Origin of the sequence: Streptomyces sp. CB01580 (genome assembly GCF_001905795.1) — a bacterium.
Classification (GTDB): domain Bacteria; phylum Actinomycetota; class Actinomycetes; order Streptomycetales; family Streptomycetaceae; genus Streptomyces.
The window spans coordinates 144881-170816 of record NZ_LIXJ01000005.1 but is presented as its reverse complement, the minus strand read 5'-3'; the positions used below and the strand labels follow the sequence as shown (position 1 = coordinate 170816).

Below are 25936 nucleotides of genomic sequence, written 5' to 3'. Positions count from 1 at the left end.
ACTTCGGGGGGCAGTGCCGAGGGTCGCAGCGTTCGAATTGTTCACGGGATGCGGCAGCACCAGTTGCAGCGCTCAGTTGCGGTACGCGGCTGTCGCGATCTCGATGAAGGATCGGATCAAGGGGTTGGTGTCACCTTCGTTCCACACCGCCACCACTCGGCTCGGCGCCATGTCGGTCAGCGGTACCACGGCCAGCTCCGCGGGCAGTTCGTTTCCGAGCGGGGCCAGGCCGACCGTGCCGTTCCACAGCACGGCCTGCAGGCATTCCTGGACTGCGCGCACCACGGGGCCCTCGCGCGGCCTGCCGCCGTTCCAGTACGACTGCCAGATGGGGTCGGTGCCCTGCGGGAACTGGAACCAGCGGCGGTCGCTCAGCTCAGCCAGCCGCAGCCGGTCGCAGCGGGCCGGCGGATCGTCGGCGCGCAGGACCACGCCGACCGGATCGGTTCGCAGCGCACGCATCGTCAGGGTCGTCTCGTCGAACGGCGCCCGGGTGAGGGCGACGTCGACCAGTCCGGCGCGCAGCCCGCACGTCGGGTCGGTCAGATCGGTGTCGCGGATGCGGATGTCGATGCCGGGGTGGCGTCGTCGGTAGGCGGCGGCCAGCCTGGATACGCCCGGGTCGGTGCCGTCGCCCAGGATGCCGACGGTGAGGGTCGCGACGCCGGCCGCCGCACTCACGCGTGCACGGACGCGGTCGGCATGGTCGAGCAGGGCCCGCGCCTCGTCGAGCAGCACCCTGCCCACCGGAGTGAGCGTGACGCCCACGGGCGAGCGGGCGAAGAGCAGGGCCCCGACGTCGGCCTCCAACTGCTTGATCGCCCGGCTCAGCGGCGGCTGACTCATGTGCAGTCGGGTGGCGGCCCGGCCGAAGTGGAGTTCCTCGGCGACCGCCACGAAGTAGCGCAAAGTCCGTAGCTCCACGCTGCAACGATATCCACGAGGTATCGCCGCTGCGGGATGGGTCTTGGACACCGGCAGGGCCCCGGCGGTGCACTGGTGAGCATGACCGAAGAAGCGAAGACCAGCGAGCCGCAGGCCGACCCCGCCGTATCGGTGGTGGGTCCCGGCGACGGCGAGACGATCGTTCTGGGCACCACGCGCATGCGCGTCCTGGAGGACGGCAGCCACACCGGGCACCGCCTCGCGATCGCCGAGTCCATCCTCGCCCCGCGCACCCAGGGACCGCCGCAGCACCGCCACGCCCAACACGACGAGGGCTTCTACGTCCTCTCCGGCACCGTGCGGTTCACCGTTGGGGACGAGGATCACGACGCCACCACGGGCACGCTCGTGATGGTTCCGCCAGGCACCCCGCACACCTTCGCCAACCTGACCGACCAGCCCGCCGTCATGCTCAGCACATTCACCCCCGACCTGTACGTGCAGTACTTCCGAGACCTCCAGGAGGTGCTCACCGGCGGCCGGCCGCTGACGCGACAGGCCAACATCGATGCGATGAGCCGCTACGCAACCGAACCCGCCACCGACCTCGCCTGAAGCCGATGGGACGGACGGCCCAGCCACCCTTTCTTGCGACCGGCGGGGCCGTGGCGCTGCCGCCTCTCCCGTCCGGCCCCCTCGGACGACGGACCGGGCCTTCTCCAGTGGCTTCCCTGCCAACCGACGCCATCGACGGGGCCCGGCGAACCGGTGGCCCATGAACGGGAACGACGAACATCGCCTACTGGATCGTCGCCGGACTGCTCACGCTCTTCTACTGCTACGCAGGAACGCTGAAGGTGATCCGCAGCCGCGATCAACTCCGCCCGATGATGGCCTGGGTCGACCGCGTACCCTTGCCCGCCCTCAGGGCGCTGGGGACAGTCGAAGTACTCGGCGCGATCTCCGGCTTCACCACCGCCACCGGATCCACCTCGAACAGGCCATCCCCACCAGACATACCAGGATTCTCCCAGATGGAAGATCACGAACAGGAGGCGGCGTCGGGCTCAATCGCCTGATCGACTGCCAAGATCCGCGGACAGCGCCGCGTAGATGTACTCGCTGCCCCAGCGATCCCCGTCGAGGTCGTTCTCGACCAGGTGTGCCTCCCGGCGCATCCCGAGGCGCTCACAGACCCGCACAGACCCGGTGTTCTCCACATCCAGCCGTGCGTAGAGCCGGTGCACGCCCAGCGTGTCGAAGGCAAACCCGGCCAGCGCCGCGGCCGCCTCGGTCGCGTAGCCGTGCCCCTGGTGACCTGGGTCGAGAGTCCAGCCGATCTCGGCCTGGGCGGCGCGGGCATCGGCCAGGGCGAGGCTCACCTCGCCAAGGACGCCGGGCTCATCGCGTCGGCAGACGGCGAGCGCCAGCTTGTCCCCGTCGGCGCGCCAGACCGTCTGCGCCGCGCGCTCGGCGGCAACCTGCTCGCTGCGCTCACGCGTGTGCGCCGGCCGGTACAAGTAGCGCGCCACGCTCGGCAGGCTCTGGTAGGCGTACAGGTCGTCGGCGTCGCCGGGAGTGAACAGACGCAGCGACAACCGGGCCGTGGTCAACGGCAGCAGCGAGGCGATGTCCATGCGGACCTCCGGGACGCGGATGTGGATCAAGTTGCGGACTGATTTTCGCATCACGACTGCCCGGCAGCCACGCCTTTTCAAGAGCAGGGATCGGCAACCGCACTTCACCACGAGGCGCGGCATTCCAGGAGTTGTTTACCGACCCACGCTCCTAAGGGCTGTCCCGTATTCCCTGGCGGGCGCGCGACGACAGCTGCGGCGCCTCGCCGCGTTGTCGGAACGCCCACATACGTCCAGTATGTGGGCGCCCCTCCGCCTTGCGATGCACCACATCCGACGCCGCACGCTGATCCACCACGGATTACGGGACAGCCCTTAGCCTCAATCCGCCGACGTGTTTTTGAAGTGGTCGTCGAGGGCTTGCGGGGCGGGTTCTGGACTGTCGGCCGGGTGTGGACAAGCGGTATCCGCTGGTCTGCCCAGCTTTTCCACAGGTTCGGTTCCGGTTGGGCCCTGGCGGGGCGGGTCGGGCAGAGGCGGTCAGGCCGGTTCGGGTGGGCGGTGAACGGTGTCGAACAGCCGTGTCCACGCGTCTCGCCAGGGTCAGTTGTGCGGTAGGTGCAGTGTGATACGCCGTGCGGAGTGGGCGATCCGGGCCGGGACCTGGATCAGGTGGGCGCGGAGGGTGGCGGTGGTGGCCTTGGAGTGGAAGGCGGAGGTCAGTGCCCCGGCGGCCCGCAGCAGGTTGTAGGCCATCGCCCACAAGGTGAGCCAGGCGGCGTTGGCGTTGAACTTCCTCGACGGCAGGTGGGCCAGGGCGGAGGCTTTGCTGTCCGCGATGACCTGCTCGACGACGGCGTGGTGACGGTGTTCCCGCTCGGCTTGGAGGGTTTCGGCGGGGTTGTCGGTGAAGAACGGGTGGTGGCGCCAGACCGGGAACAACTCGCCCTGCTCTCCGACGACCGCGGGTTTGGCCAGGTCACGGACCCGGCGCACGATCAGCCGGGCCGTGACCCGCTCCGTTTTCTTCCGGCTGGCGAACGCCGTGTATGCGGGGATCTCGGCGACTTCGGCGTCCGAGACGAGTTCGCCGGTCTCGGGGTCCGGCACCGCGGTCGGGTAGGTGATCTGCTGCCACGCGGTGTCGGGGATGCTGTGGATGGCCCGTTTGATGGAGGGGTTCAGGCCGGTGGTGAGGGAGAAGTGGGCGCCGGCCCGGCGGCAGGCGGCAATCACACCGGCGCTGTAGAACTGGGAGTCCGCTCGCAGGATGCGGGTGCCGGTGCAGCCGGCCTCGCGGGCGGTGGCCAGGGCCTCGCTGACCAGTTTCGGGGCGCCACGGGAGTCGGCCGCTTTGCCGCGGCGCAACCGCACGGTGGCGATTACCGGCCGGGAGTGCGGGGTGCAGATCGTGGCGAGCAGGGGGTGCAGGGTGCGGATGCCCTTGAACCGGCCGTACTCGGCGCCCTGTTTGGTGCGGCCGTAGACCCGTTTGTGGGTGGAGTCGACGTCGATGAACGCCATTTGCCCCGCACCGGGCAGCAGCGGGGCGTGTACGGCCAGTTCGCCGAGGAACCGTCGGTGCACAGCGTGGAGCTGGAGCGCATGACCATGGGTGAACGCGCGCAGGAACGTGCCGAGCGTGGACGGGGCGCGGATCCCGCCGAACAGGGTCGGCATCGCGCCGTGGCGCAGGACGTCCAGGTCGTCGATGCTGTCCGCGCCCAGGGCCATCCCGGCGACGATGCTGGTGACCTTGGCGTCCGCTGCCGCACCCGCACCGTTCCCCACCCCGCTCAGCCTCACCTTTTCCACGGTCAGCTGGGCAAGCCCGCACCGCTCGGCCAGCCGCATCATCGGGACCAGCCCGGCATACGCAACCAGGTTGGCGTCATCGAACGCGGCGGACACCGCCGAAACGGCATGGGAAGATTGCATCTCGCGGGTGTTCTCTTGCTCTGTGGATGTGGAACCGTAGGAAGTCCCATCGTCCCAGCCCAGAGGGCATCCGCATATTCATGCCCAAGCCTTGGACCGGCTATTGCTCGGCGGATCGAGGCTTAGTCAGCCGCCCGCGTAGAGGGCTCTGAGCATGCCGGTGTAACCGTCGGCGACCTCGACACAGGCGCCGCCGTTACCGTCGCTGTAGCTGCTCTTGCGCCACGCAGCTGCGGTGAGGTCAGGGGATTCCATCACGACTCAATGAGTGCTAGGGACGCCTTCGGCGACAGCGCGGCGGCCCTGGCCCCAGCACTCGTTTGCCCCGCGTCCTTTAATCCCGCAGGGTCATGCTCAAGTCGCCCTGATCGTCGGTGACCTCGCCTAGGACGGTCAGGTAGTTGCCGAACTCCTTCAGCTCCTTAACTTTGCACTCGAACTTGTTGCCCTTCTTGGCCTCTATCGCAGCGGGGCAGGCCACCCCGTCCCTGGTCGTCTTCCCGCTTCGTGCTTCTGCCGACGCCTGCCGCTCAACTGCTTCTTGATCCAGCAGATGCGGCTGCGGCGAGGCTGATACCACCTTCACGGTCACGATGACAGCGCAGACGGCGACGACGAGAGCAGACAGCCCAATGAGGGCACGGGTGAACTTTCCTTGTTCAGTCACACCCGGCTTCCTATCGCTCCTGTGACCGATGTGACAAGAGTCGGCCTACGCCACAGCCCCGCCGGTCAGGTCGAGGTACACCGCGTCCGTCGGGAGAGCGGAAGGCTTCGAATTGTCTGGCGGTCGGCCTGCTCTTCACGGTCCGTCACATCCCCTTCCACCGAGACCACTCCCCGCCTAAGGGCTGTCCCGTAATCCGTGGTGGACCGGTGCGCGACGACAGTTGCGGCACCTCGCCGCGTTGTCGGAACGTCCGCATACATCCAGTATGCGGACGCCCCTCCGCCTTGCGATGCGCCACATCTGACGCCGCGCACCGGTCCACCACGGATTACGGGACAGCCCTTAGCCAGGATCCACCGAGGTGGTTTGAGAGTGGTTTTTTGATCGGTTTCGGGTCGGGCGGCCGGGTGAGGGCAGGTTGTGTCCGCTGGATGCTCCTATGGTTGTCAAGCCGCTGGAACGAGGTCGGTTTGAGTGGTTCGTTCCGTGGGTGTGGTGGTCAGGGCGCGGTAGACCTCGCGGGCGACGAATCGCTTGAGGCAGCGCATGATGTCTTTCTTGGACAGGCCTTCCTTGGTGCGGCGTTCGACGTAGGCGCGGGTGCGGTCGTCGAAGCGCATGCGGGTGAGCACGATGGTGTGCAGCGCGTTGTTGGCGGCCCGGTCGCCGCCGCGGTTGAGGCGGTGGCGGTGGGCGCGTCCTGAGGAGGCCGGGATCGGTGCGACCCCGGCGAGGTGCGCGAATGCGCCCTCGGATCGCATGCGTTCGGGGTTGTCCCCGGCTGACACCAGCAGCTGGCCCGCAGTCTCGGGTCCGATGCCGAACAGCTCTAGCAGCGCGGGGGCTGCCTGCTCGACCAGCGGGCCGATCTCCGCGTCCAGCTCGGTGATCTCGGCGTCCATGGCCTGGTGACGGCGGGCGAGCCGCCGCAGTGCCGCCCGGGTAGCCGCCAGCGGGCGGGACAGGTCATGGCCAGGCCGCAGCCGGGCCAGGGTGCGTATCAGCGCGGCGCGGTCCAGGCCGGCGACCTGTTCGCGCAGCATCGCGGGCGCCGAGACGAGCAGCCCGCGGATCTGGTTCATGGCCTGGGTGCGGGCCTTGACCGCGCTGCGGCGCGCGATCCGCAGCACCCGCACCGCCTCGACCCCACCGTCCCGGCTCTTGGGGACGCCGGTGGCCCGGCCCGACAGCACGGCCGTCGCAGCGGCATAGGCGTCGATCGGATCGGACTTGCCCTTCATCCGACGGGTCTTGCGGTCTGGGCGGTCCACGTCGATGACGGTGATCCCTGCGGCGGTCAGCACGCGGGCGAGCTCGGCCCCGTAGGCGCCGGTGCCCTCCACCCCCACCGCGACGAGCGTGCCGTGGGAGCGTATCCAGTCGAGCAGGTCGCGGTAGCCGCGGATGGTGGCGGGGAACTCCTGGTCGGCCAGGTGCCGTCCGACCGAGTCGATCACCGCGGCGTGGTGGGTCTGGCCGTGCGTGTCGACTCCGCCGGTGATCTGAGGGGTGTTGTGCGTCATGCTGGTCGTGTCCGTCCTTGCGAGAGTCCGTTCCGGGGGCGGCACGCGCCGGCCGGGCTGGCGGACAAGACAGTGATGGGGCTTTTGAACCAAGCTCCTATAAAGTCACGAATGCCCGTCCGGTCGCGTGTCAGTGGCTTCTCCGAGTGGATCGACGGATCCAGCGCAAGACAGCCCGACGACGTCCGTCTGCCCATGAGTCAGACCCCTCGGAGAAGCCACTGACATCCTCACTGTCTGCCCAGCTCTTCCACGGTTCGGTTCCGGTCGGGCCCTTGCGGGCGGGGTGGGCAGGGACTTTTCGTATCAGTCGGCCGGTCCGTGGGCGGTGGAGAACACGTGTGTCCAGGCGTGCTGCCAGGGCCAGTTGTGCGGTAGGCGCAGGGTGATGCGGCGGGCGGAGCGGGCGATCCGGGCCGGGACCTGGACCAGGTGGCTGCGGAGGGTGGCGGTGGTGGCCTTGGTATGGAAGGGCGAGGTCAGTGCACCGGTGGCGGGATCGGGCACCGCGGTCGGGTACGTGATCGGCTGCCAGGCCTGGTCGGGAATGCTGAGGACGGCCCGTTTGATAGAGGGGTTCATCCCGCAGGTGATCGAGAAGTGGGCTCCGGCCCGGCGGCAGGCGGAGATCACCGCGGCGTTGTAGAACTGCGAGTCCGCTCGCAGGACCCGGGTGCCGGTGCAGCCCGCCTCGGCGGCGGTGGCCAGCGCCTCACTGACGAACTTCGGGGCCCCGCGGGAATCGGCTGCCTTGCCGCGGCGCATACGTGCTGTGGCGATTACCGGCCGGGAGTGCGGGGTGCAGATCGTGGCGAGCAGGGGGTGCAGGGTGCGGATGCCCTTGAACCGGCCGTACTCGGCGCCTTGCTTGGCCCGGCCGTAGACCCGCTTGTGGGTGGAGTCGACATCAATGAACGCCTTCTCTCCAGAGCCAGGCAGCAGTGGAGTGTGCGCGGCAAGCGCGGCCAGGAACCCGCGGTGCACGGCATGGAGTTGAAGGGCGTGACCGTGGGTGAACGCGCGAAGGAAGGTGCCCAGGGTGGACGGGGCGCGGATGCCGCCGAACAGCATCGGTATCGCCCCGTGCCGCAGCACGTCCAAGTCGTCGATGCTGTCCGCGCCCGCTGCCATGCCGACCACGATGCTGCTGACCTTGGCGTCCGCCGCAGCCCCCGCACCGTTCGTCGTCCCGGTCAGCTTCACCTTCTCGGCCACCAGGTCCGACAGCCCACACCGCTCGGCCAGCCACATCACCGGGACCAGCCCGGCATGCGCGATCAGATTCGAGTCATCGAACACGGCGGACACCGCTGAAGCGGCATGGGAAGATCGCATCTCGCGAGTGTCCTCTTGCTCTGCGGACGTGGAACCGTAGGAAGTCCCATCGTCCCAGCTCAGAGGACATCCGCGTCTCCATGTCCAAGCGCTGGACCGGCTACCGGCCAGCGGATCAGTCGAGGAAGAGGCTCATGTACAGTGCCGTCTCCCTCTCGGACTCGGTACCGCGGTAGAGAGAAGTGTCCAGACCGCAGAAGGTGAACCCCATCCGCTGATAGGCGCGGATGGCCGGAGCGTTGATGTTCGTCACTTCCAGCCACACGTGCCCGGCACTGCATTCCCGGGCCCAACCGATGGCGTAACTCATGAGTGTCCGCCCGATTCCCCGGCCCTGGTACGGCCCAGCCACCTCGATATCGGCAATGATCAGCCGCCGGTTCCAGGGCTCATACTCCGTATCGACATAGCCGCATACGAGTTCGCCATGCAGCGCGACAAACCGCCGCTTGCCCTCCGATGTCTCATCGGCGGCCTCGGGCCCGTCGTCGGGGAAGACCTTGTGAATCGGCGGGTCCAGCCGGACGGGTCGAATGGTGAACCCGCCCTCGGAACCGACCACTTCGAAGACGGTATCCGAGCTGAACTCGCCCGTGATGACGGCGGACTTGTCTCTCTCGCTCTCCGCCACGCGATAGGTGATTGCCTCCGCTGCCTCACGTTCGGCTGAGCTACGGTCAGGTGAGGTCATTTCCTCACGATACCGGTCTGGTGCACCACGGTGGTCAGCCCAACCCGCCAGCCGGACCACCGGCAACAGACCGCGTCCGCAGTCAGATTCGCTCCGTCGAACCAGACAGAAACCGCTGAAGCAGCATGGGATGGCTTCACCCACGAGATGCCTCGCCGATCGTGCGTGAAGAAGGCTTCGACAAGCCCATCATCACAGGTCACGAGGTATCTCTTACGTCCCGACACCTATCTCCCAGGCATCACGTCGGTGGATCGAGGCTTAGGCTGCGACAGCACCCGCTGCACCGCTCCGGAGGAGTCGTGGACATCTCATCCGCCCAGAAGCCCGCCTGGGAGACAAGCTCGTCAAGGGCTTCAACACCACCGACATCTCCCTGGAGTTCGGGCTCCTCACGGCCGAGGTCGGCGAAGCCTTCACCGCCTGGCGCAAAGGTCTCCCGGACCTGGGGGAAGAACTGGCCGACGTCTTCCTCTACCTGACTGCCCTGGCGGAAATGAACGGACTGGACCTCGACTCCGAGGCCGCCCGGAAGATCGAGAAGAACGCCCAGCGCACGTACGAGCGCAACGAACACGGAACTCCGATCAGGACGAACGGCGACTGAACGCTGCCCTCGCACAAGCCGCGAGACCGGCGGCACCTGTCAGTACGGTGGCGGCGACAGTGATGGCGAACTTCCGGTTCCTGCGCATCCTGAACACTCCTTGCCTTGATCGATGGCCCCGCGGGTGCCCCTCGTCGGACGCCGGAACCGTGATCGATACGGCTCCTGCCCCTCGGCCCTCGCGGAACATGTCCCAGGACCGACACGGTCGCGTGGCCGGGCGCGCGTAAACCCATGCGTCAGGGTGAGGATGATGACCCGTCGGATTGACCTCCATGGAGGCGACGGGATGTGTCGCATCGTCGGAGCGGGGCGGGGATCACGGGCCCGGCTTGACCCTCACGTTGCGTGAGGCTGAAAGGTGGGGTGCATGAGCGACTACTACAACGCGTTCGAGATGAGTCCCGTGCCCGATCCCGGCCCGGATGCGGTTCCGCCGGAGCCGTTCCGCGGCATCTATGGAATGCCCGCGTTCGTGACGATCCCCACGAGCGATTTGGCGGCGTCGGTGGACTTCTGGACTCGTGGGCTCGGGTTCTTCGAGCTGTTCAGCATCCCCGGCACGCTGGTGCATCTGCGCCGGTGGGCGTTCCAGGACGTACTCCTCGTCACGGCGGCGAGCGTTCCGGAGCGGGCACCAGCGATGAGCTTCAGTTTCGCCGGCGTGCTCAGCCAGGTCGATTCCCTTGTCGAGGCCTGTCGTGCGTTGCGCCCGAACTCGGTCGACGGTCCGCGGGACACTCCCTGGAACACCCGCGACGTGGAGGTGATCACCCCCGAGAACGCACGGATCGTTTTCACCGCGGCGAAGCCCTTTGATCCGGCCAGTCAGGAGGCGCGGAACCTTGAAGCCATCGGGATCACCCCACCGGGCGACGGCCGCGGCGACAATGGGGAGCATGCCTGATGCCACTGCCGCCGATGGCCTGACTGTCGGTCAGGTCTCGACGCGACTGGACGTGACAGTCCGCGCGCTGCACCACTGGGACGACATCGGTCTGGCGCGGCCGTCGCTGCGCACGGCTGCCGGATACCGGCTCTACACCGCCGGTGATCTGGAACGGCTGCACCGCATCGTCGTCTACCGCGAGCTCGGTCTCGGCCTGGACAGGATCCGGGCCGTCCTGGACGACTCGACCGCAGACGTGCCCGGCGCATTGCGCGCGCAGCGCACCCAGGTTGCTGAACGGATCGACCGCCTCCAGCAGCTCGGCGCCGGACTGGATCGGATGATCGACGCCCACGAGCGCGGCCTGCTGCTGACCGTCGAGCAGCAGGCCGCGATCTTCGGCCCCCAGTGGAACCCGGACTGGCCCGACCAAGCCCGTCAGCGCTACGGAGACACGACGCAATGGCGGCAGTACGCCGAGCGCTCCGCCTCTCGAGGTCCGGAGGAATGGCAGACCATCGCCGACGCCATGGCCGACCTCGAGCGCGCCCTCGGGGATGCGATGGACGTCGGCGTCACACCTGGTAGCCCGGAGGCGAATCAACTCGTCGAGCGGCACCGCGAAGTCTTTGCTTCGTACTTTCCCCTCACCAGGCAGATGCAGGTCTGTCTCGGCCGCATGTATGAGACCGATCCGGCATTTGCCGCCCACTACGACGGCATCCGCGCCGGCCTCGCCACGTGGTTCCGTCGAATCGTCGACGCCTGCGCGCGTGCCCACGGCATCGACCCCGACACCGCGACCTGGCAGTAGAGCGCGGGTCCGGAAGCCTGCATCCTTGCGGGCGTCCGGACCCGACGACGCTTCTTCCGTGCACATCTTGCCGGTCACGGCACTGGGGCGTGTTTCGAAGTCCCCGCCCTTCGGGCGGACGACGCTGCTTTCGCAACCTCACAGGGCAATACACCTAGAGGCTTCGTCCGGTGCTCTCCGGCACGCCGCGCTCCACGGCGTCCATGAAGTCCAGCACGAGGCGGTTGGTTCGCTCGGCGTGGTCGATCTGAGGTCCGTGCCCGGTGTCGGCCAGGATCTCGGCCCGCGCGCCCGGAAGCAGTCGCGGCACGCGCTCCGCCTGCCGCTGCGGGTGCACGAGCAGGCTTCGCCTGCCCATGAGGAGATACAACGGCGTGCTGACGCCGGCCAGTTCGGCGTCGGACAAGGGGAGGGGAGCAGGGCGGCGTATCCGGTAGGCGCGGACCCCGGTCCTGATCATGGCGCGCAGTTCCGGTACGACGAGCACCGGCTGCTCCAGCCACGAGGCCAGGCGGGGTCGCAACGCCTTGGGGGCGAAGGTGGCGAAAAGGCTCGCGAAGATCCAGATGAAGAAGCGCAACCCCACCTTCTCCAGGCCGCCCGGGTCGAGCAGCGTGACCGAGGCCAGGCGCTCGGACCTCAAGTGCGCCTGGTTCAGGGCGAGCCAGCCGCCGTACGAGCTGCCGACGAGGTGGACCCGGTCGAGCCCGAGCCCGGCGAGGGCCTCGTCGAGCCACTGCGCGGCGCGCTCGGGCTGGTGGATGGGGGCGCGCTGGACGCTGCGGCCGGGGTCGCCCGGGGTGTCGAGCGCGTAGACGGGCCGCTCCCCGCCGAGGTCGGCGGTGTTCGGGTACCACATGGCGGAACAACTGCCCGCGCCGTGCACGAGGACGACAGGGGTGCGGTCACGGGCGGCCGGGTCGGCGGGTTCGTAGCGGTAGACGTGCGTGGTCGCGAAGGACGTCTCCACGTCCCCCTCCCAGGACGCGGGTGCGCCCAGCGCGTAGACCGCGTCGCAGGCGGCGAAGTAGCGCTCGCGCGAGGCGTCGCTGACGAAGCGGCCGACATCGGCCTGGGGACGGGCTGCTGCGGACGAGGACATGGCCACCTCCGGGTAGTCGATCTTTGTGATACGACCGTACCACGATGGTGGTACGGTCGTATCATCAAAAGGGCAGGAGGTCGCCTGCGCACTGCCGGCCGAGGAGCGGAGAGCCGAACGATGCCCAAGCGTGTGGACCACGAGGAGCGAAGGACCGAGATCGCGGCGGCACTCGTCCGGGCCGCCGGACGGCTCGGCCTCCACGCGGTGGGGATGCGCGACGTGGCGGCGGAGGCGGGCGTGTCCCTCCGGCTGGTGCAGTACTACTTCGAGTCCAAGGAGAAACTGCTCCTCTTCGGACTCCGGTATCTCACCGAGCGCTTCGGGGAACGGGTGGCCGCCCGGGTACGGGCCGCCGGGACCGATCCGGGAGCGCGCGCGGTCATCGAGGCGCTGCTGGCGGCGGCCCTGCCCGTCGACGAGGAGAGCCGCGTCTTCCACCACCTGTACACGTCGTACGCGGTCCTGGCCGTGACCGACGAAGCCCTCGCCGCCCAGCCGTTCATCAAGGACCCCGACACCGCCGAGGACACCGTGGCCGGTCTGCTCGGGCAGGCGGCGGAACAAGGGCGCCTGCGGCCCGGCGTGGACCCCCGTGCGACGGCCGTAGGGCTGCTCGCCATGTCCGCCGGGCTCGGCACCGGAGTGCTCGTCGGCCAGCGCAGTGCGGAGTCGGCCGCCGGAGTGCTCGCCCACCACCTGGACCGGATCTTCCTGCCCGGGCCCGCTGAAGTTTCCTGAGGAGCCGGTCGTGCCCCGGCCTCCGGAGCACGCCCGACTCGGTCGATGCCGTGCCGTTTGAACGTGCGCCGTCGGGACGAGAGGGCTGCCGACGGCCCGGGGCCTCGCCGGGCTCCGCCTGCCCCGACGACCGAGGGCCACCCGTCGGACACGTCGGAACGGGCCGTCGCCACCGGAGCGCCGTCCGGCGAGCCGCATGGATCGACTTCCGTGCCGGCTCCACCGCGCGTAGCAGAAGTGGCGTACAGGCAGGAGAAGTTGATCCGGCTCCACTCCGCGCGCATAGTGATGTCGGATGCCGGGTGTCGTACAGGGGCCGGCGGGAGGGGACGGGATGAGTTTCCGGCTGGCGGCGTACGCCGTGTGCATTGAGGACGGGAGGGTGCTGCTCGCCCGTCATGTACCACCGGAGGGCGAGAGCAACTGGACTCTTCCGGGCGGCGGGGTCGAGCATGGGGAGGATCCGTTCGATGCGGTGATCCGGGAGGTCGCCGAGGAGACCGGCTGCGCCGCGGTGGTCGATCGCCTGCTGGGCGTGGACTCGCGAGTGGTTCCCGCGGCCGTCGCCCGTGCGGGAGTCGAGCACCAGAACGTCGGCGTCTTCTACCGGGTCCGTATCACCGGCGGCCGACTCCGGCCTGAACCGAACGGCGAAATCGCCGAGTCGGTCTGGACCGCGATCCCCGATGTCCCTTGCCTGCGCCGGTCATCGCTCGTGGACATCGGACTCGCTCTGGCCCGGACCCTTCCGGCGACCGGCCACGTCGCGCCCGTCCCGGTCGGCGGCCTGGTCCAGCACTGAGGCGTGACGAACATCCGCCGGGCCTGCTTGCTCCGGCGACGTTCGCGAGAGGCAGACCAGGAAGGCCTGCGACGTGCCCTCCTCGGAACGTATGAGCTGCTCGGTCCGCCCGCCTGCCTGCCTGTCCGCCTGTCCGCCTGTCCGGCGATGGTGCATGGCTCACGGCGTCTGCCGTAGCCCTTGATCTGAAGCTCGGTCGAGGTCTTAGGGTCCGTGTTCCGTCGACCACCGCCTGACGACAGGGACGATCTCGTGATCCTCGTGACCGGGGCCACCGGAAACATGGGCAGCGCCCTCTTGCGACAGCTTCGAGCGGTCGGTGCCGGACCGTTGAGGGGGCTCACCCGTGACACCGCGCGGGCCGCGTTACCCCAAGGGGTCGAAGCCGTCGAGGGGGACGTGGCTCGGACGGCCTCGCTGAAGTCCACGCGGGAAGGGGTGCGTTCGCTGTTCCTCATGTCGCGCATGGGCTCGGACGCCGAGATCCTCGACGCCGCCCGCCGGGCCGGTGTGGAACATGTGGTGCTGGTGTCGTCCATCACCGTTCAGACCCATCCGCATCCCGGCCCCGCCGACGAGAACCTGGCTGTCGAGCGGCTGCTCAAGGTGCGCGACACCTCTTCCCGGATCACCGGTGCCCCGGCCAGGACGTTTTGGCAGTGGGCCTCGGAGAACGCCGGTGTCTTCCGCTGAACGTACGGTCCCGGGCATGTCGGCCGTATCCCGCCGGCGGGGTGGTGGTCGTCGGGGCCGGGGATGACCGTGCGGTCCGGGCTTCGCCGTCCGGGGGTCGGTCTCGTACACGGACACCACTCCGCCTTGCGATGCACCACATCCGACGCCGCGCACCGATCCGTCATGGATCGCACTGATCCGTCGTGGACAGCCTTTAGGCTCTCGGCATGAACGATGCCGAACTCGCCTCGCTCCTGGCCGGATGTGCGCGCTGCCCGTACCCCGGAGCATGGCAGGACTCCCCTTTTACGGAGCGCACGGTCGACGGTGCGCGGTATGCCCTGGTCGCGGTCGATCCAGGGCTGAGCGCGCTCGGGGTCCGGCGTGACGACGGTTCGCTGTGGGGCTTGCCGGAGGACGGCGTTCCGTATCTGGTGAACTCCGGTGTCGAGGCGTTCGTCGCCTTCAACCGCGCGTACGAGGAGGCCGCGGCCGAGGCTGCCGTGTACGAGGGGCCCGGCGACGGTCCCGACGAAGCCGAGGCTGTCGACCTGGCCGAGGAGGCCGCCGACGCGCTCACCGAAGCATTGGTGGAACGATTCGGGGCACTTGATGCCGAGGCCGTTGCCGACGAGAACTCCTTCTGGTGCGTCGCCGCCGAGGAGCTGGGCTACGGCATGAGCGTGTGACAGCGCAGAACATCGGGGCAGGCCGCTCACTCGAGTCGGGCGTGCGGCCCGGATCGGCTTCGGTGCGGTCCGTGTGCGGGCGGTGCTTCTTCTGCGGCGGCCGACGCCCGCAGGGGGCATCGCCGGTCGGGCAGCAGCCGTGGACATGGTGCACGCCGCGCGCTCGACCGCACGTGGCCGTCGGGCCGCCATGAGGACGAAGTCCTCGCCCCCGGGACCCTGTTGGCGGGGGCGGCCTCCCGCTCGCCGAGGGGCGTAGGACGTGCGGGGCCCGTCAGCGGCTGTCGCTGCTTGAACAACGACCTTCTCGGCCCGGGGAGTCGACGACCTTCGCCAGTTCGTCGGCCGAATCGGACGTCAGACGGTAGAACCCCTGGAGACTGATCGCGCGCTCCAGTCGGCCGTCCACGACGTACTTCAGACCGCGGGTTCGACCTCGGCGATTGCGCCAGGTGAGTCGTTCCAGAAGCTCACCGGGTATCGGCAGGTCGAAGCGCACGGGCGTCGCGTCCACGTGCACCGCGGCGGCGCCGCAACCGTTGGCGCCGAGCACGGACCAGTCGGCGTGTCCGGGAAACGCCGGGTCCTGCCATGTCGCGGGAGCGGATCCGCAGCATGCGCGCCGCTCCAGGTCGATCACCCGCATCCGACTCACCACGAACACCTCGCGCCGGTTGACGTGCAGCGCGTACACCTCGTCCCCGGAGCGGGCACCCGACCAGGCGGGAAGGGACGTGTGGATCCCGCTGAAGGCGACCGGCGGCCGTTCGCCCACCCGGCCCTCCCTGCGCAGGGCACGGCACGTGTCATGGGTCCACAGGACGGTGAAGGCATCCGACATGCCGTGATCGTACGAACGAGGACTGACAACCTCACCGGACCGCCGGTCATCGATCACCATCCGCTCCGCACGGAGCGTCACGGGGCTCGCCCATGCGACGGGCCCCGGCCGCACCTCTTGGCCCGGGAGGCCGACCAGGCAGCTGACCGTATTGCACCGTATTGTTTAATTGTTGACGTGAATGCGCCGCGCGAGGCTCGCACACCTCACTCCACGGCACGACTTGTCACGAGGTGTGAGCGGAAAACGAACGAAGGAGCCAGTTCAAAGTGAAGGCTGCACGCTACTACGACCGTGGTGACATCCGTATCGAGGACGTCCCGGAGCCCACTGTCCGGCCCGGCACCGTGGGCATCGACGTCGCGTACTGCGGGATCTGCGGTACCGACCTGCACGAGTACCTCGACGGACCGATCTTCGTCCCGCCGGCCGGCCACCCGCACCCGGTCTCGGGCGAGTCCGCGCCCGTGACGCTCGGCCACGAGATGTCCGGCGTCGTGTACGCGGTGGGCGAAGGTGTCGAGGGCCTGAAGCCGGGCGACCGCGTCGTCGTCGAGCCCTACATCCTGCGCCCCGAGGTCGACACCAGCGAGAACAACCCGACCTATCACATCTCGCCCGACATGAACTTCATCGGGCTGGGCGGCCGCGGCGGCGGGCTCGCGGAGAAGATCGTCGTCGAGCGCCGGTGGGTCCACCCGGTCGGTGACGTCCCGCTGGACCAGGCTGCCCTCATCGAGCCGCTGTCGGTGGCGTACCACGCGTTCGAGCGCTCCGGCGCGAAGGCGGGCGACTTCGCCCTCGTCGGCGGCGCCGGGCCCATCGGGCTGCTCACCTGCGCGGTGCTCAAGGCGATGGGCGTCGAGGTCGCGGTCAGCGAGCTCAGCTCGCTGCGTCGGCAGAAGGCGCTGGACGCCAAGGTCGCCGATCACGTCATCGACCCCGCCACCACCGACGTCGCCGAGGAGGTCCGGCGCCTCACCGGCGGCAAGGGTGCGGACGTCGCGTTCGAGGCCACGTCCGTCAACGTCGTCCTCGACACCCTGTTCGACGCGGTCAGGCCGGGCGGTGTCATCACCGTCATCTCGATCTGGGGCAAGCCGGCGACGATCGACATGCAGAAGCTCGTCCTCAAGGAGGTCGACCTGCGCGGCACGATCGCCTACGTCAACTCCCACCCGCAGACCATCAAGCTGGTGCAGGAAGGGCGCGTCGACCTGGCGCCGTTCATCACCAAGACGATCGGCCTGGACGACCTCGTCGCCGATGGTTTCGAGACCCTGATCCACCACAACGAGACGGCCGTCAAGATCCTGGTGGACCCCAACCTCTGACCGGCCGTCGGACCGGCCGCGGGTTACCGGGGCTCGTTCGTCACCGCGCCACCGCCTGCGGCGCGCGTGGCCGCCGCAGGCGGAACAGGTTCTTCAACAGCACCGGGACGCCCTCGCCCCGAGAACACCGGAATCGAGAGCACCGGAATCGAGAGCCCCGGATCGCGAGCACCGGAATCACGCGGGTCCGTTATCGCGCGGAAGCAGCAGGGCCGAGCCCGCGTGGAGCGTGATGCGCACCGGTTCGAAGACGGTGGCGTCCACCGACGACTCGCCGGTGCCGCGGGCGTAGCGCGGATGGGCGCCTCCGCTGATCTGCCAGCGTATGCGGTGGCCGACGCGGAAGCGATGGGCCGTGGAGCTCATCGACACGATGGTGCGTGAGGGCGCCTGCCCGGTCGTCGAAGACGCTTCTTCGGCTGTCGTGGGCGCCTCTTCGGTCGTCGAAGGTGGGTCCTCGGTCGTCCGGAGCCGGCCGAGCCCGTCGCAGACGTTGACGGAGCGGCCTTGTGGGTCCACGTCGCACGAGCGGGTGAAGACGTCGGCGTGCCCGGTGTCCGTGGAGACGCTCAGCAGTGCGGAGACCGGTCCGAGGACGTCCACGGGCTCGGTCAACGGGGGAGTGGTGAAGGTCAGGACGTCGTCCCGGGCTTCCAGGGCGCGGGGGTCGCGCGGACCGGCGGTGCGGGAGAGCAGTGGGCCGCCGAGGGACGGGGTGGGCTCGGCCGGGTCGTAGTGGAACGTCGTCAACGGCGCGGAGTCCGTGGGGGCCTGCGGGGTGAGCTGCCCGTCGGGGCCGGGATGCCACGAGGTGGCGGTCGCGGCCGGCGGCCAGGCGTCGAGGTTCCGCCAGGTGTCGTCGCCGCCGAGGTGCACGCGCACCGCGGTGGGACGCAGACCGGAGGGGTCGGCGTACAGGTGTGCGCGCAGCCATGCGAGGCTCTCGGCCAACACCTCGGGCCAGCCCTGCTGCAGGGCGGAGGTGTGGGTCCAGGGGCCGACGAGCAGGGCGGTCTCGCATCCGGCCCGACGCAGCCGTTCGTACTGCCCGAAGGTCTGGTCGACCAGCGCGTCGTGCCACCCGGTGATCAGGCTCGTGGGCACGTCGAGCCGCTCGGCCGCCTCGGCCGGGGAAGCGCCGCGCCAGTACGGGTCGGTTGCCGGAAGGCGCGGGGACTGAGCCGGTACGCCGCCCGGAAGGAGCTGCTGAACTCGCGGCGGGTGTCGGGAAACCCCAGCGGGCCGCGAGGACGGCGATCGGATTGCCCCGGTTCGGCACCGTACCGAGGCGCGCTGCGGCAGACCGGCCGACGTACCCGGTTCTCGGAGGGGGTTGCGGCTCGTCGTCGTCGACGGCGCGCGCACCCGCGTCAGCGGGAGGGCCCGATTCCCCAGGCGGCGGCTCGGGCGGCGGCGGCCGCGCGGTTGGGGAGGCCGAGCTTGGCGAGGATGTGCTCGATGTGGGTCCCCACGGTCCGCGGCGTGACGTACAGCCGCTCGGCGATCTCCCGGTTGGTGCGGCCGGCGGTCAGTTCGGCCAGCACCTGGAGCTCCCGCGGCGAGAGTCCGCCGGGCCGCCGCGTGTCCGGGAGTCGCGTGTCCGGGTGTCGCGTGTCCGGGTGTCGCGTGTCCGTCTCGGGGGCGAACGCGGCGACCTCCTCGGGCGGCAGACCCGCGCGGGGGTCGACGGCGGTGGTGAGCGCCTCGGTGAGCAGGGTGATCACGGCGCGGGCCGGATCGGGCGTGTGCCGCCGCCGGCGGGTGCTGACGTTCAGCATGCCGACGTACCGGCCGTCGGCGGCGAACAGGCACTGGGCCACGCCGTCCTCGATGCCGAGGGGACACAGCACCTCTTGGAAGCCCGGGGACGTCGCCAGGAGTTGCCGGGGCACGTCCCTGAGCCAGAGACCGCCCCGGGCCGGGCTGCGGAGCACGTGGAACACCGGGTCGTGGTGGAGGCGGGTCTCGATGTAGGCCGTGGCGTCGGCCGGGTAGTTCCCGGCCAGGGTGGTGTGGCGCCGCCGCAGCGGATCCCACCGGGCGAGGGAGGCGTGGTCGTACTCCATCACCTCCGACAGCGCCGCCAGGACCGTGCCGACGCCGGTCGCGCCGCTCCTGGCGGCCTCACGGACCTGCACCGCCGCGTCCAGGATGTCCGCCGTGCTCCGCTCCGCTGCCATCCTCCAAGGATGATCAAGCGCCCGGAATACGTCAATCGCGAAGGGTGTCGTGCACGACCTGCCCGTCCACGACGGTGAGGACGACGGGCATCTCCGGGATGTCGTGGGGGTCGGCGCTGAGCAGGTCCCCGTCGAGCACGCAGAGGTCTGCGACCTTGCCCGGCTCCAGGGAGCCCTTCCAGTCGTCGGCGAAGTCCTGCCAGGCCGCGTCGACGGTGTACGTACGGATCGCCTCGGCCAGGGCGATGCGCTGCTCGGGGCCGCTGACCCGGCCCCCGGCCTTCGACTCGCGCAGCACCATGGTGGCGACGCCCTGGCGCCAGTCCGGGTACGTGACGGGGGCGTCGGACCCGCTCGCGACCCGCACCCCGGCGTCGATGGCATCGCGGTAGGGCCATGCGTACGCGGCCCGTTCCGTGCCGACGAACTCCTCCTCCATGTCGGCGACGGTCCATTTGATGGTGGGGTTCATGTTGACGCCGAAGCCGTGCGCGGCCAGTACCTTCATGCTGTGCGCGGTGAGGAAGTCGCCGTGGATGACGTAGTGGCGGGCGTCGGGCCGCGGGTGCTCGGCCATGGCCGCGGCGAAGGCGTCCGCGACGGTGTCTATCGCCCGGTCACCGGTGACGTGGACGCCCAACTGGTGTCCGGCGGCGTGGGCGTGCCGGATCATGGTGCCGATCTCGGCGATCCGTTCGCCGTCGGTCTCGCCGCCGACGCACAGGGAGCCGCAGCCACCGCCGACGTACGGTTCGTGCATCCAGGCCGTCTTGTTGGGGACGATGCCGTCGGCGAAGACCTTGATCCCGTGGGTCGCGAGGCGACGCGGATCGGCGTCGCCCGACTCGCCGAGAGCGGTGAGCGCGCGGGCGAACTCCTCGGCGGTGCTCGCCATTCCGGTGGGCAGGAGCAGGACGCCGACGCGGGCCGTCAGTTCGCCGTCGGCCAGCAGTCGGCGGTAGACGTCGAGGGTCTCCGTGCCGAGCGCGCCCCGCATGATGCCGTCGCCGCCGGGGCCGAGCCCGGGCTCGGTGAAGCTGGTCACGCCGAGCCGGGCCAGTGTGCCGAGGGCCGACCTGATCGCGTCGGTCCGCTCCTGTCGGCTGAGCGGCGGCAGCGCGTTCTGGACGAGGGCCTGTGCCCCCTCGTGGAGCAGCCCGGTCGGCTCCCCGGACTCGTCCACGACGACGGCCCCGCCGGGCGGTGCGACGGTGTGCCGGTCGATCCCGATGAGTTCCAGCGCCTTGGAGTTGACCCAGGTGGCGTGCCCGGAGAAGGAGTACAGGACGACCGGGTGGTCCGGGCTCACGGCGTCGAGGTCGTGCCGCGAGGGCAGCCGCGACGGATCGGCGACGCACTCGTCGAGGTAACCGGTGTCCCAGCCGTGCCCCGTGATCCACTGTCCGCCCGGAACCCGCCCGACGGCCTCCCGCACCGCTCCGGCCACGTCCGCGAGGGAGGACACGGCGGGATGGCCGAGGTCGAGCGAGAGCGGGGGTGTCGCCATGCCGAAGGCGCACGCGTGCAGATGGGAATCGTTGATGCCGGGAAGCAGCGTCGCCCCCCGGAGGTCGACGACGCGGGTGCCGGGTCCGACGAGCGGCGCGACGTCGTCCCGCCCACCGACGGCGGTGATGATCCCACCGGTCACCGCCAGGGCCGAGGCGACGGAGAACTCCGCATCGACCGTGATCACCCGCCCGCCGAGAAACACCAGATCCGCATACGTGCCCACAGAAGGTCCTTTCGAAGAACGGGCGCACCACGGCTGCCCGCGAACGGTCTCCCGAGGACTATGACCGCGCGCCCGCCCCCCGCACATCGGTCATCCCACCGATACGCGCTCTCGCGGGGGCGGGCCGACGGCCGGCCTTCGTACGGCTGCCTTCGTGGACGGTCCGACGGCACCGCTCGCGGTCACCCGCCCGGGCCCCGGGCGGACAGGAGCCGCCGAGGGCACGACCACCGGGCGCCACACCTGGACCACGGCCGCGCACCTGAGCATCGACGGGGAACGCGGCATCGGCACGTGATCGCCCACCACGCCCCGGTGGCGATATCCGAACACGCGAGGCCGACCGGCATCGCCCTCGCGTCGATCGCCGACGACAACCACATCGGCATATCGGCGTTCCACGCGGAGGACACCGCGCCACGGGCTGTCCGTAATCCCTGACGGGCGCCCGACGACAGCTGCGGCACCTCGCCGCGTTGTCGGAACCCCCGCATGCATCCGGTATGCGGGCGCATCTCCGTCCTGCTGTGCACCACATCCGACGCCGCGCGCCGATCCGCAACGGATCACGGGACAGCCCTCGGCCGGCCAGGTGCTCATCGGCTTCACCGCGAGCGAGGCGCTCGTGCACCCCTGGGACGGGCGGCCGTGGGCACCGCCCGCCTCATGGCGCGAAGCCCTTCCCGGCCGAGCATGAGCACCAGCAGCGGCATGAGGATCACGAGCGCGAGCCCCACCAGGGCCAGCATGCCGTACCCCACCCTGTCGCTCGTCACGGAGTGGGTGCTCGCCGTCTCGGGACGTCCCGGCTCGTAGTGGACGCGGACCGTGTCACCGACGTCCGCGTCGCCGCCTTCCCAGAACCGATAGGACGTCCCGTCGGCCGTGGTGAAACGAACCTCGATCCTCTTGGCGCGGCCCCCCTGGGGCTCAGCCACTTCGTCCGTGGCCAGGACGACTCCGTCGACCGACCGCCCACGCGCGGCGACCGCGGAGGCGTGGTCCAGCCCGTCGAGTCCTCCACGGACGAACCCGTACCCGAGGACGGTGAACAACATCGCCAGCATGGTCACGGCCACCCCGACCGCGACCTTCCCGGCGACGCGCGCCCCCGCACCGAACCGGCGCGGCCACCGCCGCCTGCTCACCGTCTCCCACCCGTCCCACGAGCCATGGCCCCTCCTGCCGGACCTCGTACCGGGCGGCCCGCGTCGCGCGTTCCGCTGAGGTGTCCTCCCCACCGAACAGAGTTCTACCCGGGAAATCACGTGCGAGAAGGTCAACGAGGCGAGCGCAGGCCCGTGATGACCATGTGGATCAGCAGGTCGTAGCTCTCGTCCAGCTTCTCGGGGAGCCCGAAGGCGCCTTCGCTCTCCAGGGTCGCGAAGCCGTGGACGACGGCGCGCAGGCATCGGGTCGCGTGGATCGCCGCGGAGTCCTCCATGCCATAGGCCCGCAGGGTGGCCAGCACGATCTTGACCAGTCGTGTGCCGGCCTCGGCGGTCCGTGGCTCGGGGCTCTGGACGAGTGCCGCGTACCGGTGCGGGTGTGCCGACGCGTAGTCGCGCCAGGCCGACATGAGTGCGCGGATCGCCTCGTCGGCGGAGCGTCCGAGCACGGCTTCGCCGACCTGGTCGGCGATCTCGTTGATGATGCGTGCCGACAGGAGGTCACGCAGCTCGGCGAGGTTGCGTACGTGCTTGTAGAGAGAGGGGGTGGCCACACCCGCCCGGCCGGCGACCGCCGACAGGGTCAGGGCCGTGGGAGAGCCCTCGTCGATGATCCGTAGCGCGACATCGACCACCGCGTCCGCGGAGAGCGCGGCCCTAGCCACGGGCGCCGACCTTGAGGAAGGCCAGGACGGCCGCGGCGACTTCGGCGGGGAACTGGACGTGGGCGTAGTGGCCCGCGCCCTCGATCATTTCGAGGCGGCCGAGTCCCGCGGGCATCCCCGCCACGACGCCCTCGCCCTCGGCCCGGGGGTCGGCCCAGTCGGGGTCGAGCGTGCCACCGATGACCAGAGCGGGGCACTGGATGTCGGCGAGCACCGCACCCGCGTCCGTGGGTGCGGACATCCCCATCCTGCTGACTACCGCCATCCGGCCAGGCCTGCGCAGGTCGGCGTCGAGCGCGGCGACATGGTCGGCGAAGCCGGTGGGCCGGAGGCCCGGGTAGGCATGGTCGAGGTAGCGCTTCCACAACCCGACACTGCGCAGGAGCCCGGTACCCATGAGCAGCGCCATGCCCTTGCGGTAGCGGGCGTGGGACACCAGAGCACCCAGGTCCATCTTCTGCGCGCGGGTGAACGGGCTGATCTCGACGACGGCGCTGACCAGTTCGGGCTCCCGCGCCGCCGCGATGGTGGCGGCGCCACCGGCGAACGAGTGGCCCACGATGACGGCGGGGCCGCCCAGGTGCCGGACGAGAGCGAGGAGGTCGGCCGCCACATCGGTGCGGGTGTAGGAGGTCCAGCCGGTGCTGGACTCGCCGTGTCCGCGCAGGTCGGTGCTGGCGACGCGGAGTCCGGCGCTGGCGAGACGCGCGGCCACCTCGCGGTAGGCCGCCCTGTTGTCACCCATGCCATGGGCGAGCACGATCAGCGGGCCCTCGCCCGTCACGTCGTACGCGAGCTGTCCGTCGCCGGTCTTCAGGAATTCGGTCATGCCGTCCCCCACAGGAGCTAATGTGTATAACCAGAAAGCTAATGCCATTAGCCTGCTCTGTCAAACGTCGATCCCGTGCCTGCGGGGAGCCGCCTCCTGGCGGGCGGCGGATCGGGCCGTCGCTGCGTGCTCGCGGCTTCGGTCGGGCCGGGGTCCGGCTGGGCATCCCGGTGCCCGATGCCTGATGTCCGGTGCCTGATGCGCCGGTCATGTCGACCGTGCGGTGCTCCGTCGGTCGTCGATTCGGCGGCGAGTGTCGCCGATCCTTTCGGCCCGGCAGGCATGACATAACCCACAAGCGGGAAGTTCAATTTTCAACATATTTGCCGGTAGTGTCTTCCATGTCCCATTGCGGCCGGGTATCGCCGGGCCGCTGTCGCAGGACTTACGACGCCGCTGACAATCGTGGGCGAGGTCGTTACAGGCCGATCAAGGAGAAGGCCATGGAACTGGAACAGACCTCCGGGCATCAGGCAGGCACCGAGCCTTCCGCGACGCGGGGCGGGTGGCTGCCGACGGGTGTCACGGCCCTCGCGCCGGTTCCGGCCGCCCGCCGCGGCGAGGCCGGCGCCGCTGTGGGCCGCGGGGTCGCCGAGCGCTCCGTGGCGGGGGTGCGTCGACGGCTGTCGGCCCCATGAGGGGCGTATCGCCGTTGTGGATGAGGCAGGAGCCGGGAGCATGACAGCACACGTCCTCGCGCGAGGTCAGGCCGTCGCCGTGCGGTGGCGGAACGCGGGCCGGGCCCGGTGGTCGCCGCGGGCCTTCCGGTCGGTACGCCCCGCGGCGGTGCGAACCGTCAAGGCCCTGATCGCGGCCCTCCTGGCCTGGCAGGCCGCCTCGTGGTGGCTGCCGGGGGAGCAGCGGTACCTCGCCGTGGCCACCGCGCTCGCCATGGTCAGCGCCCCCACCGTCTACCGGTCGGTGACGCAGGCGCTGCGCAGCGTGGCAGCGCGGGCGGCCGGTCTGTCGGTTGCCGTGGCCGTCGTGTGGCTGCTCGGCCCGGACGCGGGGAGCGCGGCCGCCATCCCGGCGATCGCGTTGGTCGTCGCCGGCCGACGGGGGGCGGACAGCCGTCTGCAGGTCGCCTCGACGGCGGTGCTCGCCCTGGCCGCGGCGACGGCCGTTCCCGTGGACCACGTGGTCGCGCTGACCCTGGCGACGCTGACCGGCGCGGTGGCGGGGATCGCAGTGAACGCCCTCATCCTGCCTCCCGTGCACCTGAGCGCGTCCGACTCCGCGGTGCGCGGTCTCGCCGTCGCCATGGCGGAACTGCTCGTCGACATGGGTCGCGGGCTGCGGGAACGCCGGCACGCCGACCATGCGCACGCCTGGCTGGAACAGGGAAGACGCCTGGAGGACCTGGCGGTGCGGGCGCACGAGGACGTCCGCGAGAGCCAGGAGAGCCTGCGCTGGAACACGCGGTGCGTCGTCGTACGCGGACGACGCGAGCCCTCGGGTTACGGCGAGGCGCTGCGCGCCCTGCACCGGATCACCTTCCAGGTCCGAGGCATCGCCCGTACCCTCGCCGACACCGCCGACGACCGGCGCACCGGCCACCGTCCGGCGCAGATGTTCCTCGACCGGTACGCGGCGACCCTGGAGACGGCGGGCGATGCGGTGAAGTGCTTCGCCACGCCCGGGGTGGCCGACGGCTCGGCCGAGGACGGCGCCCGCGAGCGACTGCGCCGGGCCATCGACGACGCCGCCGCGTGGCACACCATGATGACCGGCGAGATCGAGCAGGGCGCGCTGACCGAGCCGGGCGCCTGGCACGTGTACGGATCACTGATGACCGACGCCGAACGCCTGCTCGCCGACCTCGACCGCGCGGCCCGCTCAGCCACGACCCCGCAGATCCCCCACCCGTAGACGAAGCGGCGCGGGGCCGGCACGGCCTCCGGACTCATGAACAGCTCCCGCCAACTCGGCGGCTGCATCGGCTTGGCCGCCCTGGCCACCGTCGCCGCACACCGCACCGGTACGGCAACCGCCCCTGCGGCCAGGCCGCCTGAACCGTGAGGCGAACCAGCTGGTGACGCGCTTCACGGGAGCGGGCCGGTATACGCCAGAATCCTGCCGCGAGGGTCAGCCTCCAACACCGTGGCCTGGGCAGGTGGTCCGACAGCGCTGCCGTGGGAACGGGGTTTGTGACGGTTCTTGTGAGCCCTCGCCGTATTTCAGAGGGACACCGGCGCTGTTCTGCCAGCGGCAGAACACCGGCCGGACCAGGCTCGACGATCACTAC

The 25936-nt window shown here is 70.0% G+C and carries 26 protein-coding genes and 4 pseudogenes; 14 read left to right on the top strand and 16 right to left on the bottom strand.

Annotation, left to right across the window (positions count from 1 at the left end):
* Positions 1–72: 72 nt before the first annotated feature.
* The gene (locus AMK22_RS11000) at positions 73–924 is read right to left on the bottom strand and encodes a LysR family transcriptional regulator (RefSeq protein WP_242433919.1); all 852 of its coding nucleotides are present in this window, start codon (positions 922–924) and stop codon (positions 73–75) included.
* Positions 925–1005: 81 nt separating this feature from the next.
* Between AMK22_RS11000 and AMK22_RS10995 the strand changes: the two genes are divergently transcribed.
* Together AMK22_RS10995 and AMK22_RS40715 are read left to right on the top strand one after the other, a co-directional pair.
* Positions 1006–1500, top strand: coding sequence for a cupin domain-containing protein (locus tag AMK22_RS10995; RefSeq protein ID WP_199883185.1), 495 nt, complete (start codon positions 1006–1008; stop codon positions 1498–1500).
* Between the two features lie 179 nt (positions 1501–1679).
* Positions 1680–1844, top strand: a pseudogene (locus AMK22_RS40715) (DoxX family protein); the annotation flags it as partial.
* A 108-nt stretch (positions 1845–1952) separates the two neighbouring features.
* On the opposite strand, the gene AMK22_RS10985 reads toward AMK22_RS40715, so the two are convergent.
* From AMK22_RS10985 to AMK22_RS10955, 7 genes and pseudogenes are all read right to left on the bottom strand, one after another.
* On the bottom strand, positions 1953–2522 hold the full coding sequence (locus AMK22_RS10985; RefSeq protein ID WP_073783857.1) for a GNAT family N-acetyltransferase: 570 nt from the start codon (positions 2520–2522) through the stop codon (positions 1953–1955).
* A 546-nt stretch (positions 2523–3068) separates the two neighbouring features.
* Positions 3069–4400 (bottom strand): annotated as a pseudogene (locus tag AMK22_RS10980) (IS1380 family transposase); the annotation flags it as partial.
* A 126-nt stretch (positions 4401–4526) separates the two neighbouring features.
* Positions 4527–4655, bottom strand: coding sequence for a DUF397 domain-containing protein (locus tag AMK22_RS10975; RefSeq protein ID WP_079186057.1), 129 nt, complete (start codon positions 4653–4655; stop codon positions 4527–4529).
* 79 nt (positions 4656–4734) lie between these two features.
* Entirely contained in the window at positions 4735–5067 is a 333-nt protein-coding gene (locus AMK22_RS10970) for a DUF4333 domain-containing protein (RefSeq protein WP_073783854.1), read from the bottom strand.
* Positions 5068–5516: 449 nt separating this feature from the next.
* Positions 5517–6593 (bottom strand): IS110 family transposase, encoded by a 1077-nt coding sequence (locus AMK22_RS10965; protein WP_073783853.1) that lies wholly within the window; start codon positions 6591–6593, stop codon positions 5517–5519.
* A 306-nt stretch (positions 6594–6899) separates the two neighbouring features.
* Positions 6900–7928 carry an IS1380 family transposase gene (locus AMK22_RS10960; RefSeq protein ID WP_107430522.1) on the bottom strand — a complete coding sequence of 343 codons (1029 nt, stop codon included), beginning with the start codon at positions 7926–7928 and terminating at the stop codon, positions 6900–6902.
* 115 nt (positions 7929–8043) lie between these two features.
* A complete protein-coding gene (locus AMK22_RS10955; protein WP_073783851.1) occupies positions 8044–8619 on the bottom strand; it encodes a GNAT family N-acetyltransferase in 576 nt (191 codons plus the stop codon).
* Between the two features lie 313 nt (positions 8620–8932).
* On the opposite strand from AMK22_RS10955, the gene AMK22_RS42010 reads away from it, so the two are divergent.
* The 3 genes from AMK22_RS42010 to AMK22_RS10940 all read left to right on the top strand — a co-directional run bounded on the left by AMK22_RS42010 (position 8933) and on the right by AMK22_RS10940 (position 10929).
* Entirely contained in the window at positions 8933–9226 is a 294-nt protein-coding gene (locus tag AMK22_RS42010; RefSeq protein WP_073783850.1) for a MazG nucleotide pyrophosphohydrolase domain-containing protein, read from the top strand.
* A 370-nt stretch (positions 9227–9596) separates the two neighbouring features.
* Positions 9597–10133: a VOC family protein gene (locus AMK22_RS10945; protein ID WP_073783849.1), complete on the top strand. Its 537-nt coding sequence runs from the start codon at positions 9597–9599 to the stop codon at positions 10131–10133.
* Positions 10126–10929: a MerR family transcriptional regulator gene (locus AMK22_RS10940; RefSeq protein ID WP_107430521.1), complete on the top strand. Its 804-nt coding sequence runs from the start codon at positions 10126–10128 to the stop codon at positions 10927–10929. The genes AMK22_RS10945 and AMK22_RS10940 overlap by 8 nt, the downstream gene beginning before the upstream one ends.
* A 154-nt stretch (positions 10930–11083) precedes the next feature.
* Here the strand turns inward: AMK22_RS10940 and AMK22_RS10935 are convergent, their stop codons facing one another.
* Positions 11084–12031, bottom strand: a complete 948-nt coding sequence (locus tag AMK22_RS10935; RefSeq protein ID WP_073783847.1) for an alpha/beta fold hydrolase — start codon at positions 12029–12031, stop codon at positions 11084–11086.
* A gap of 120 nt (positions 12032–12151) precedes the next feature.
* Here AMK22_RS10935 and AMK22_RS10930 point away from each other — a divergent pair, with 120 nt between their 5' ends.
* The 4 genes and pseudogenes from AMK22_RS10930 (at position 12152) to AMK22_RS10915 (ending at position 14938) form a co-directional block, all read left to right on the top strand.
* Entirely contained in the window at positions 12152–12772 is a 621-nt protein-coding gene (locus tag AMK22_RS10930; RefSeq protein ID WP_073783846.1) for a TetR/AcrR family transcriptional regulator, read from the top strand.
* 334 nt (positions 12773–13106) lie between these two features.
* The gene (locus AMK22_RS10925) at positions 13107–13574 is read left to right on the top strand and encodes an NUDIX hydrolase (RefSeq protein ID WP_073783845.1); all 468 of its coding nucleotides are present in this window, start codon (positions 13107–13109) and stop codon (positions 13572–13574) included.
* 252 nt (positions 13575–13826) lie between these two features.
* A pseudogene (locus tag AMK22_RS10920) lies at positions 13827–14180 on the top strand (SDR family oxidoreductase); the annotation flags it as partial.
* A gap of 296 nt (positions 14181–14476) precedes the next feature.
* Positions 14477–14938 carry an SUKH-4 family immunity protein gene (locus AMK22_RS10915; protein ID WP_073783844.1) on the top strand — a complete coding sequence of 154 codons (462 nt, stop codon included), beginning with the start codon at positions 14477–14479 and terminating at the stop codon, positions 14936–14938.
* 274 nt (positions 14939–15212) lie between these two features.
* On the opposite strand, the gene AMK22_RS10910 is transcribed toward AMK22_RS10915, so the two are convergent.
* A complete protein-coding gene (locus AMK22_RS10910) occupies positions 15213–15779 on the bottom strand; it encodes a hypothetical protein (protein WP_073784037.1) in 567 nt (188 codons plus the stop codon).
* Positions 15780–16048: 269 nt separating this feature from the next.
* On the opposite strand from AMK22_RS10910, the gene AMK22_RS10905 reads away from it, so the two are divergent.
* Complete coding sequence (locus tag AMK22_RS10905; protein WP_073783843.1) at positions 16049–17113, top strand: 2,3-butanediol dehydrogenase; 1065 nt, start codon at positions 16049–16051, stop codon at positions 17111–17113.
* A gap of 177 nt (positions 17114–17290) precedes the next feature.
* Here AMK22_RS10905 and AMK22_RS10900 read toward each other — a convergent pair.
* From AMK22_RS10900 to AMK22_RS10890, 3 genes and pseudogenes are all read right to left on the bottom strand, one after another.
* Positions 17291–18346: pseudogene (locus AMK22_RS10900) on the bottom strand (CocE/NonD family hydrolase); the annotation flags it as partial.
* A gap of 137 nt (positions 18347–18483) precedes the next feature.
* Positions 18484–19293 carry a helix-turn-helix transcriptional regulator gene (locus tag AMK22_RS10895; RefSeq protein WP_073783842.1) on the bottom strand — a complete coding sequence of 270 codons (810 nt, stop codon included), beginning with the start codon at positions 19291–19293 and terminating at the stop codon, positions 18484–18486.
* 31 nt (positions 19294–19324) lie between these two features.
* A complete protein-coding gene (locus AMK22_RS10890) occupies positions 19325–21028 on the bottom strand; it encodes an amidohydrolase (protein WP_073783840.1) in 1704 nt (567 codons plus the stop codon).
* A 154-nt stretch (positions 21029–21182) separates the two neighbouring features.
* On the opposite strand from AMK22_RS10890, the gene AMK22_RS39470 reads away from it, so the two are divergent.
* Positions 21183–21326 carry a hypothetical protein gene (locus AMK22_RS39470; protein WP_158072041.1) on the top strand — a complete coding sequence of 48 codons (144 nt, stop codon included), beginning with the start codon at positions 21183–21185 and terminating at the stop codon, positions 21324–21326.
* Between the two features lie 17 nt (positions 21327–21343).
* Positions 21344–21469, top strand: a complete 126-nt coding sequence (locus tag AMK22_RS41740; protein WP_274535417.1) for a hypothetical protein — start codon at positions 21344–21346, stop codon at positions 21467–21469.
* A 164-nt stretch (positions 21470–21633) separates the two neighbouring features.
* Here AMK22_RS41740 and AMK22_RS10885 read toward each other — a convergent pair whose 3' ends face one another.
* From AMK22_RS10885 to AMK22_RS10875, 3 genes are all read right to left on the bottom strand, one after another.
* Positions 21634–22176 (bottom strand): DUF3592 domain-containing protein, encoded by a 543-nt coding sequence (locus tag AMK22_RS10885; RefSeq protein WP_073783838.1) that lies wholly within the window; start codon positions 22174–22176, stop codon positions 21634–21636.
* A gap of 131 nt (positions 22177–22307) precedes the next feature.
* On the bottom strand, positions 22308–22862 hold the full coding sequence (locus tag AMK22_RS10880; protein WP_073783836.1) for a TetR/AcrR family transcriptional regulator: 555 nt from the start codon (positions 22860–22862) through the stop codon (positions 22308–22310).
* A complete protein-coding gene (locus tag AMK22_RS10875) occupies positions 22855–23691 on the bottom strand; it encodes an alpha/beta fold hydrolase (RefSeq protein ID WP_073783834.1) in 837 nt (278 codons plus the stop codon). Before AMK22_RS10875 ends, AMK22_RS10880 begins: the two co-directional genes overlap by 8 nt.
* A gap of 443 nt (positions 23692–24134) precedes the next feature.
* Between AMK22_RS10875 and AMK22_RS10870 the strand changes: the two genes are divergently transcribed.
* Together AMK22_RS10870 and AMK22_RS10865 are read left to right on the top strand one after the other, a co-directional pair.
* The gene (locus tag AMK22_RS10870) at positions 24135–24329 is read left to right on the top strand and encodes a hypothetical protein (protein WP_073783832.1); all 195 of its coding nucleotides are present in this window, start codon (positions 24135–24137) and stop codon (positions 24327–24329) included.
* A 40-nt stretch (positions 24330–24369) separates the two neighbouring features.
* Positions 24370–25560 (top strand): FUSC family protein, encoded by a 1191-nt coding sequence (locus AMK22_RS10865; RefSeq protein ID WP_073783830.1) that lies wholly within the window; start codon positions 24370–24372, stop codon positions 25558–25560.
* Positions 25561–25936: the final 376 nt, after the last annotated feature.

Bases quoted from the DNA above. Each gene is read 5' to 3' on its own strand.
- AMK22_RS10925 (WP_073783845.1), top strand. From the start codon at position 13,107: ATGAGTTTCCGGCTGGCGGCGTACGCCGTGTGCATTGAGGACGGGAGG.
- AMK22_RS10985 (WP_073783857.1), bottom strand. From the start codon at position 2,522: ATGGACATCGCCTCGCTGCTGCCGTTGACCACGGCCCGGTTGTCGCTG.
- AMK22_RS10965 (WP_073783853.1), bottom strand. From the start codon at position 6,593: ATGACGCACAACACCCCTCAGATCACCGGCGGAGTCGACACGCACGGC.
- AMK22_RS10870 (WP_073783832.1), top strand. From the start codon at position 24,135: ATGGAACTGGAACAGACCTCCGGGCATCAGGCAGGCACCGAGCCTTCC.
- AMK22_RS10960 (WP_107430522.1), bottom strand. From the start codon at position 7,928: ATGCGATCTTCCCATGCCGCTTCAGCGGTGTCCGCCGTGTTCGATGAC.
- AMK22_RS10895 (WP_073783842.1), bottom strand. From the start codon at position 19,293: ATGGCAGCGGAGCGGAGCACGGCGGACATCCTGGACGCGGCGGTGCAG.
- AMK22_RS10935 (WP_073783847.1), bottom strand. From the start codon at position 12,031: ATGTCCTCGTCCGCAGCAGCCCGTCCCCAGGCCGATGTCGGCCGCTTC.
- AMK22_RS10865 (WP_073783830.1), top strand. From the start codon at position 24,370: ATGACAGCACACGTCCTCGCGCGAGGTCAGGCCGTCGCCGTGCGGTGG.
- AMK22_RS10955 (WP_073783851.1), bottom strand. From the start codon at position 8,619: ATGACCTCACCTGACCGTAGCTCAGCCGAACGTGAGGCAGCGGAGGCA.
- AMK22_RS10915 (WP_073783844.1), top strand. From the start codon at position 14,477: ATGAACGATGCCGAACTCGCCTCGCTCCTGGCCGGATGTGCGCGCTGC.
- AMK22_RS10930 (WP_073783846.1), top strand. From the start codon at position 12,152: ATGCCCAAGCGTGTGGACCACGAGGAGCGAAGGACCGAGATCGCGGCG.
- AMK22_RS10910 (WP_073784037.1), bottom strand. From the start codon at position 15,779: ATGTCGGATGCCTTCACCGTCCTGTGGACCCATGACACGTGCCGTGCC.
- AMK22_RS10940 (WP_107430521.1), top strand. From the start codon at position 10,126: ATGCCTGATGCCACTGCCGCCGATGGCCTGACTGTCGGTCAGGTCTCG.
- AMK22_RS10875 (WP_073783834.1), bottom strand. From the start codon at position 23,691: ATGACCGAATTCCTGAAGACCGGCGACGGACAGCTCGCGTACGACGTG.
- AMK22_RS10995 (WP_199883185.1), top strand. From the start codon at position 1,006: ATGACCGAAGAAGCGAAGACCAGCGAGCCGCAGGCCGACCCCGCCGTA.
- AMK22_RS10945 (WP_073783849.1), top strand. From the start codon at position 9,597: ATGAGCGACTACTACAACGCGTTCGAGATGAGTCCCGTGCCCGATCCC.
- AMK22_RS10975 (WP_079186057.1), bottom strand. From the start codon at position 4,655: ATGGAATCCCCTGACCTCACCGCAGCTGCGTGGCGCAAGAGCAGCTAC.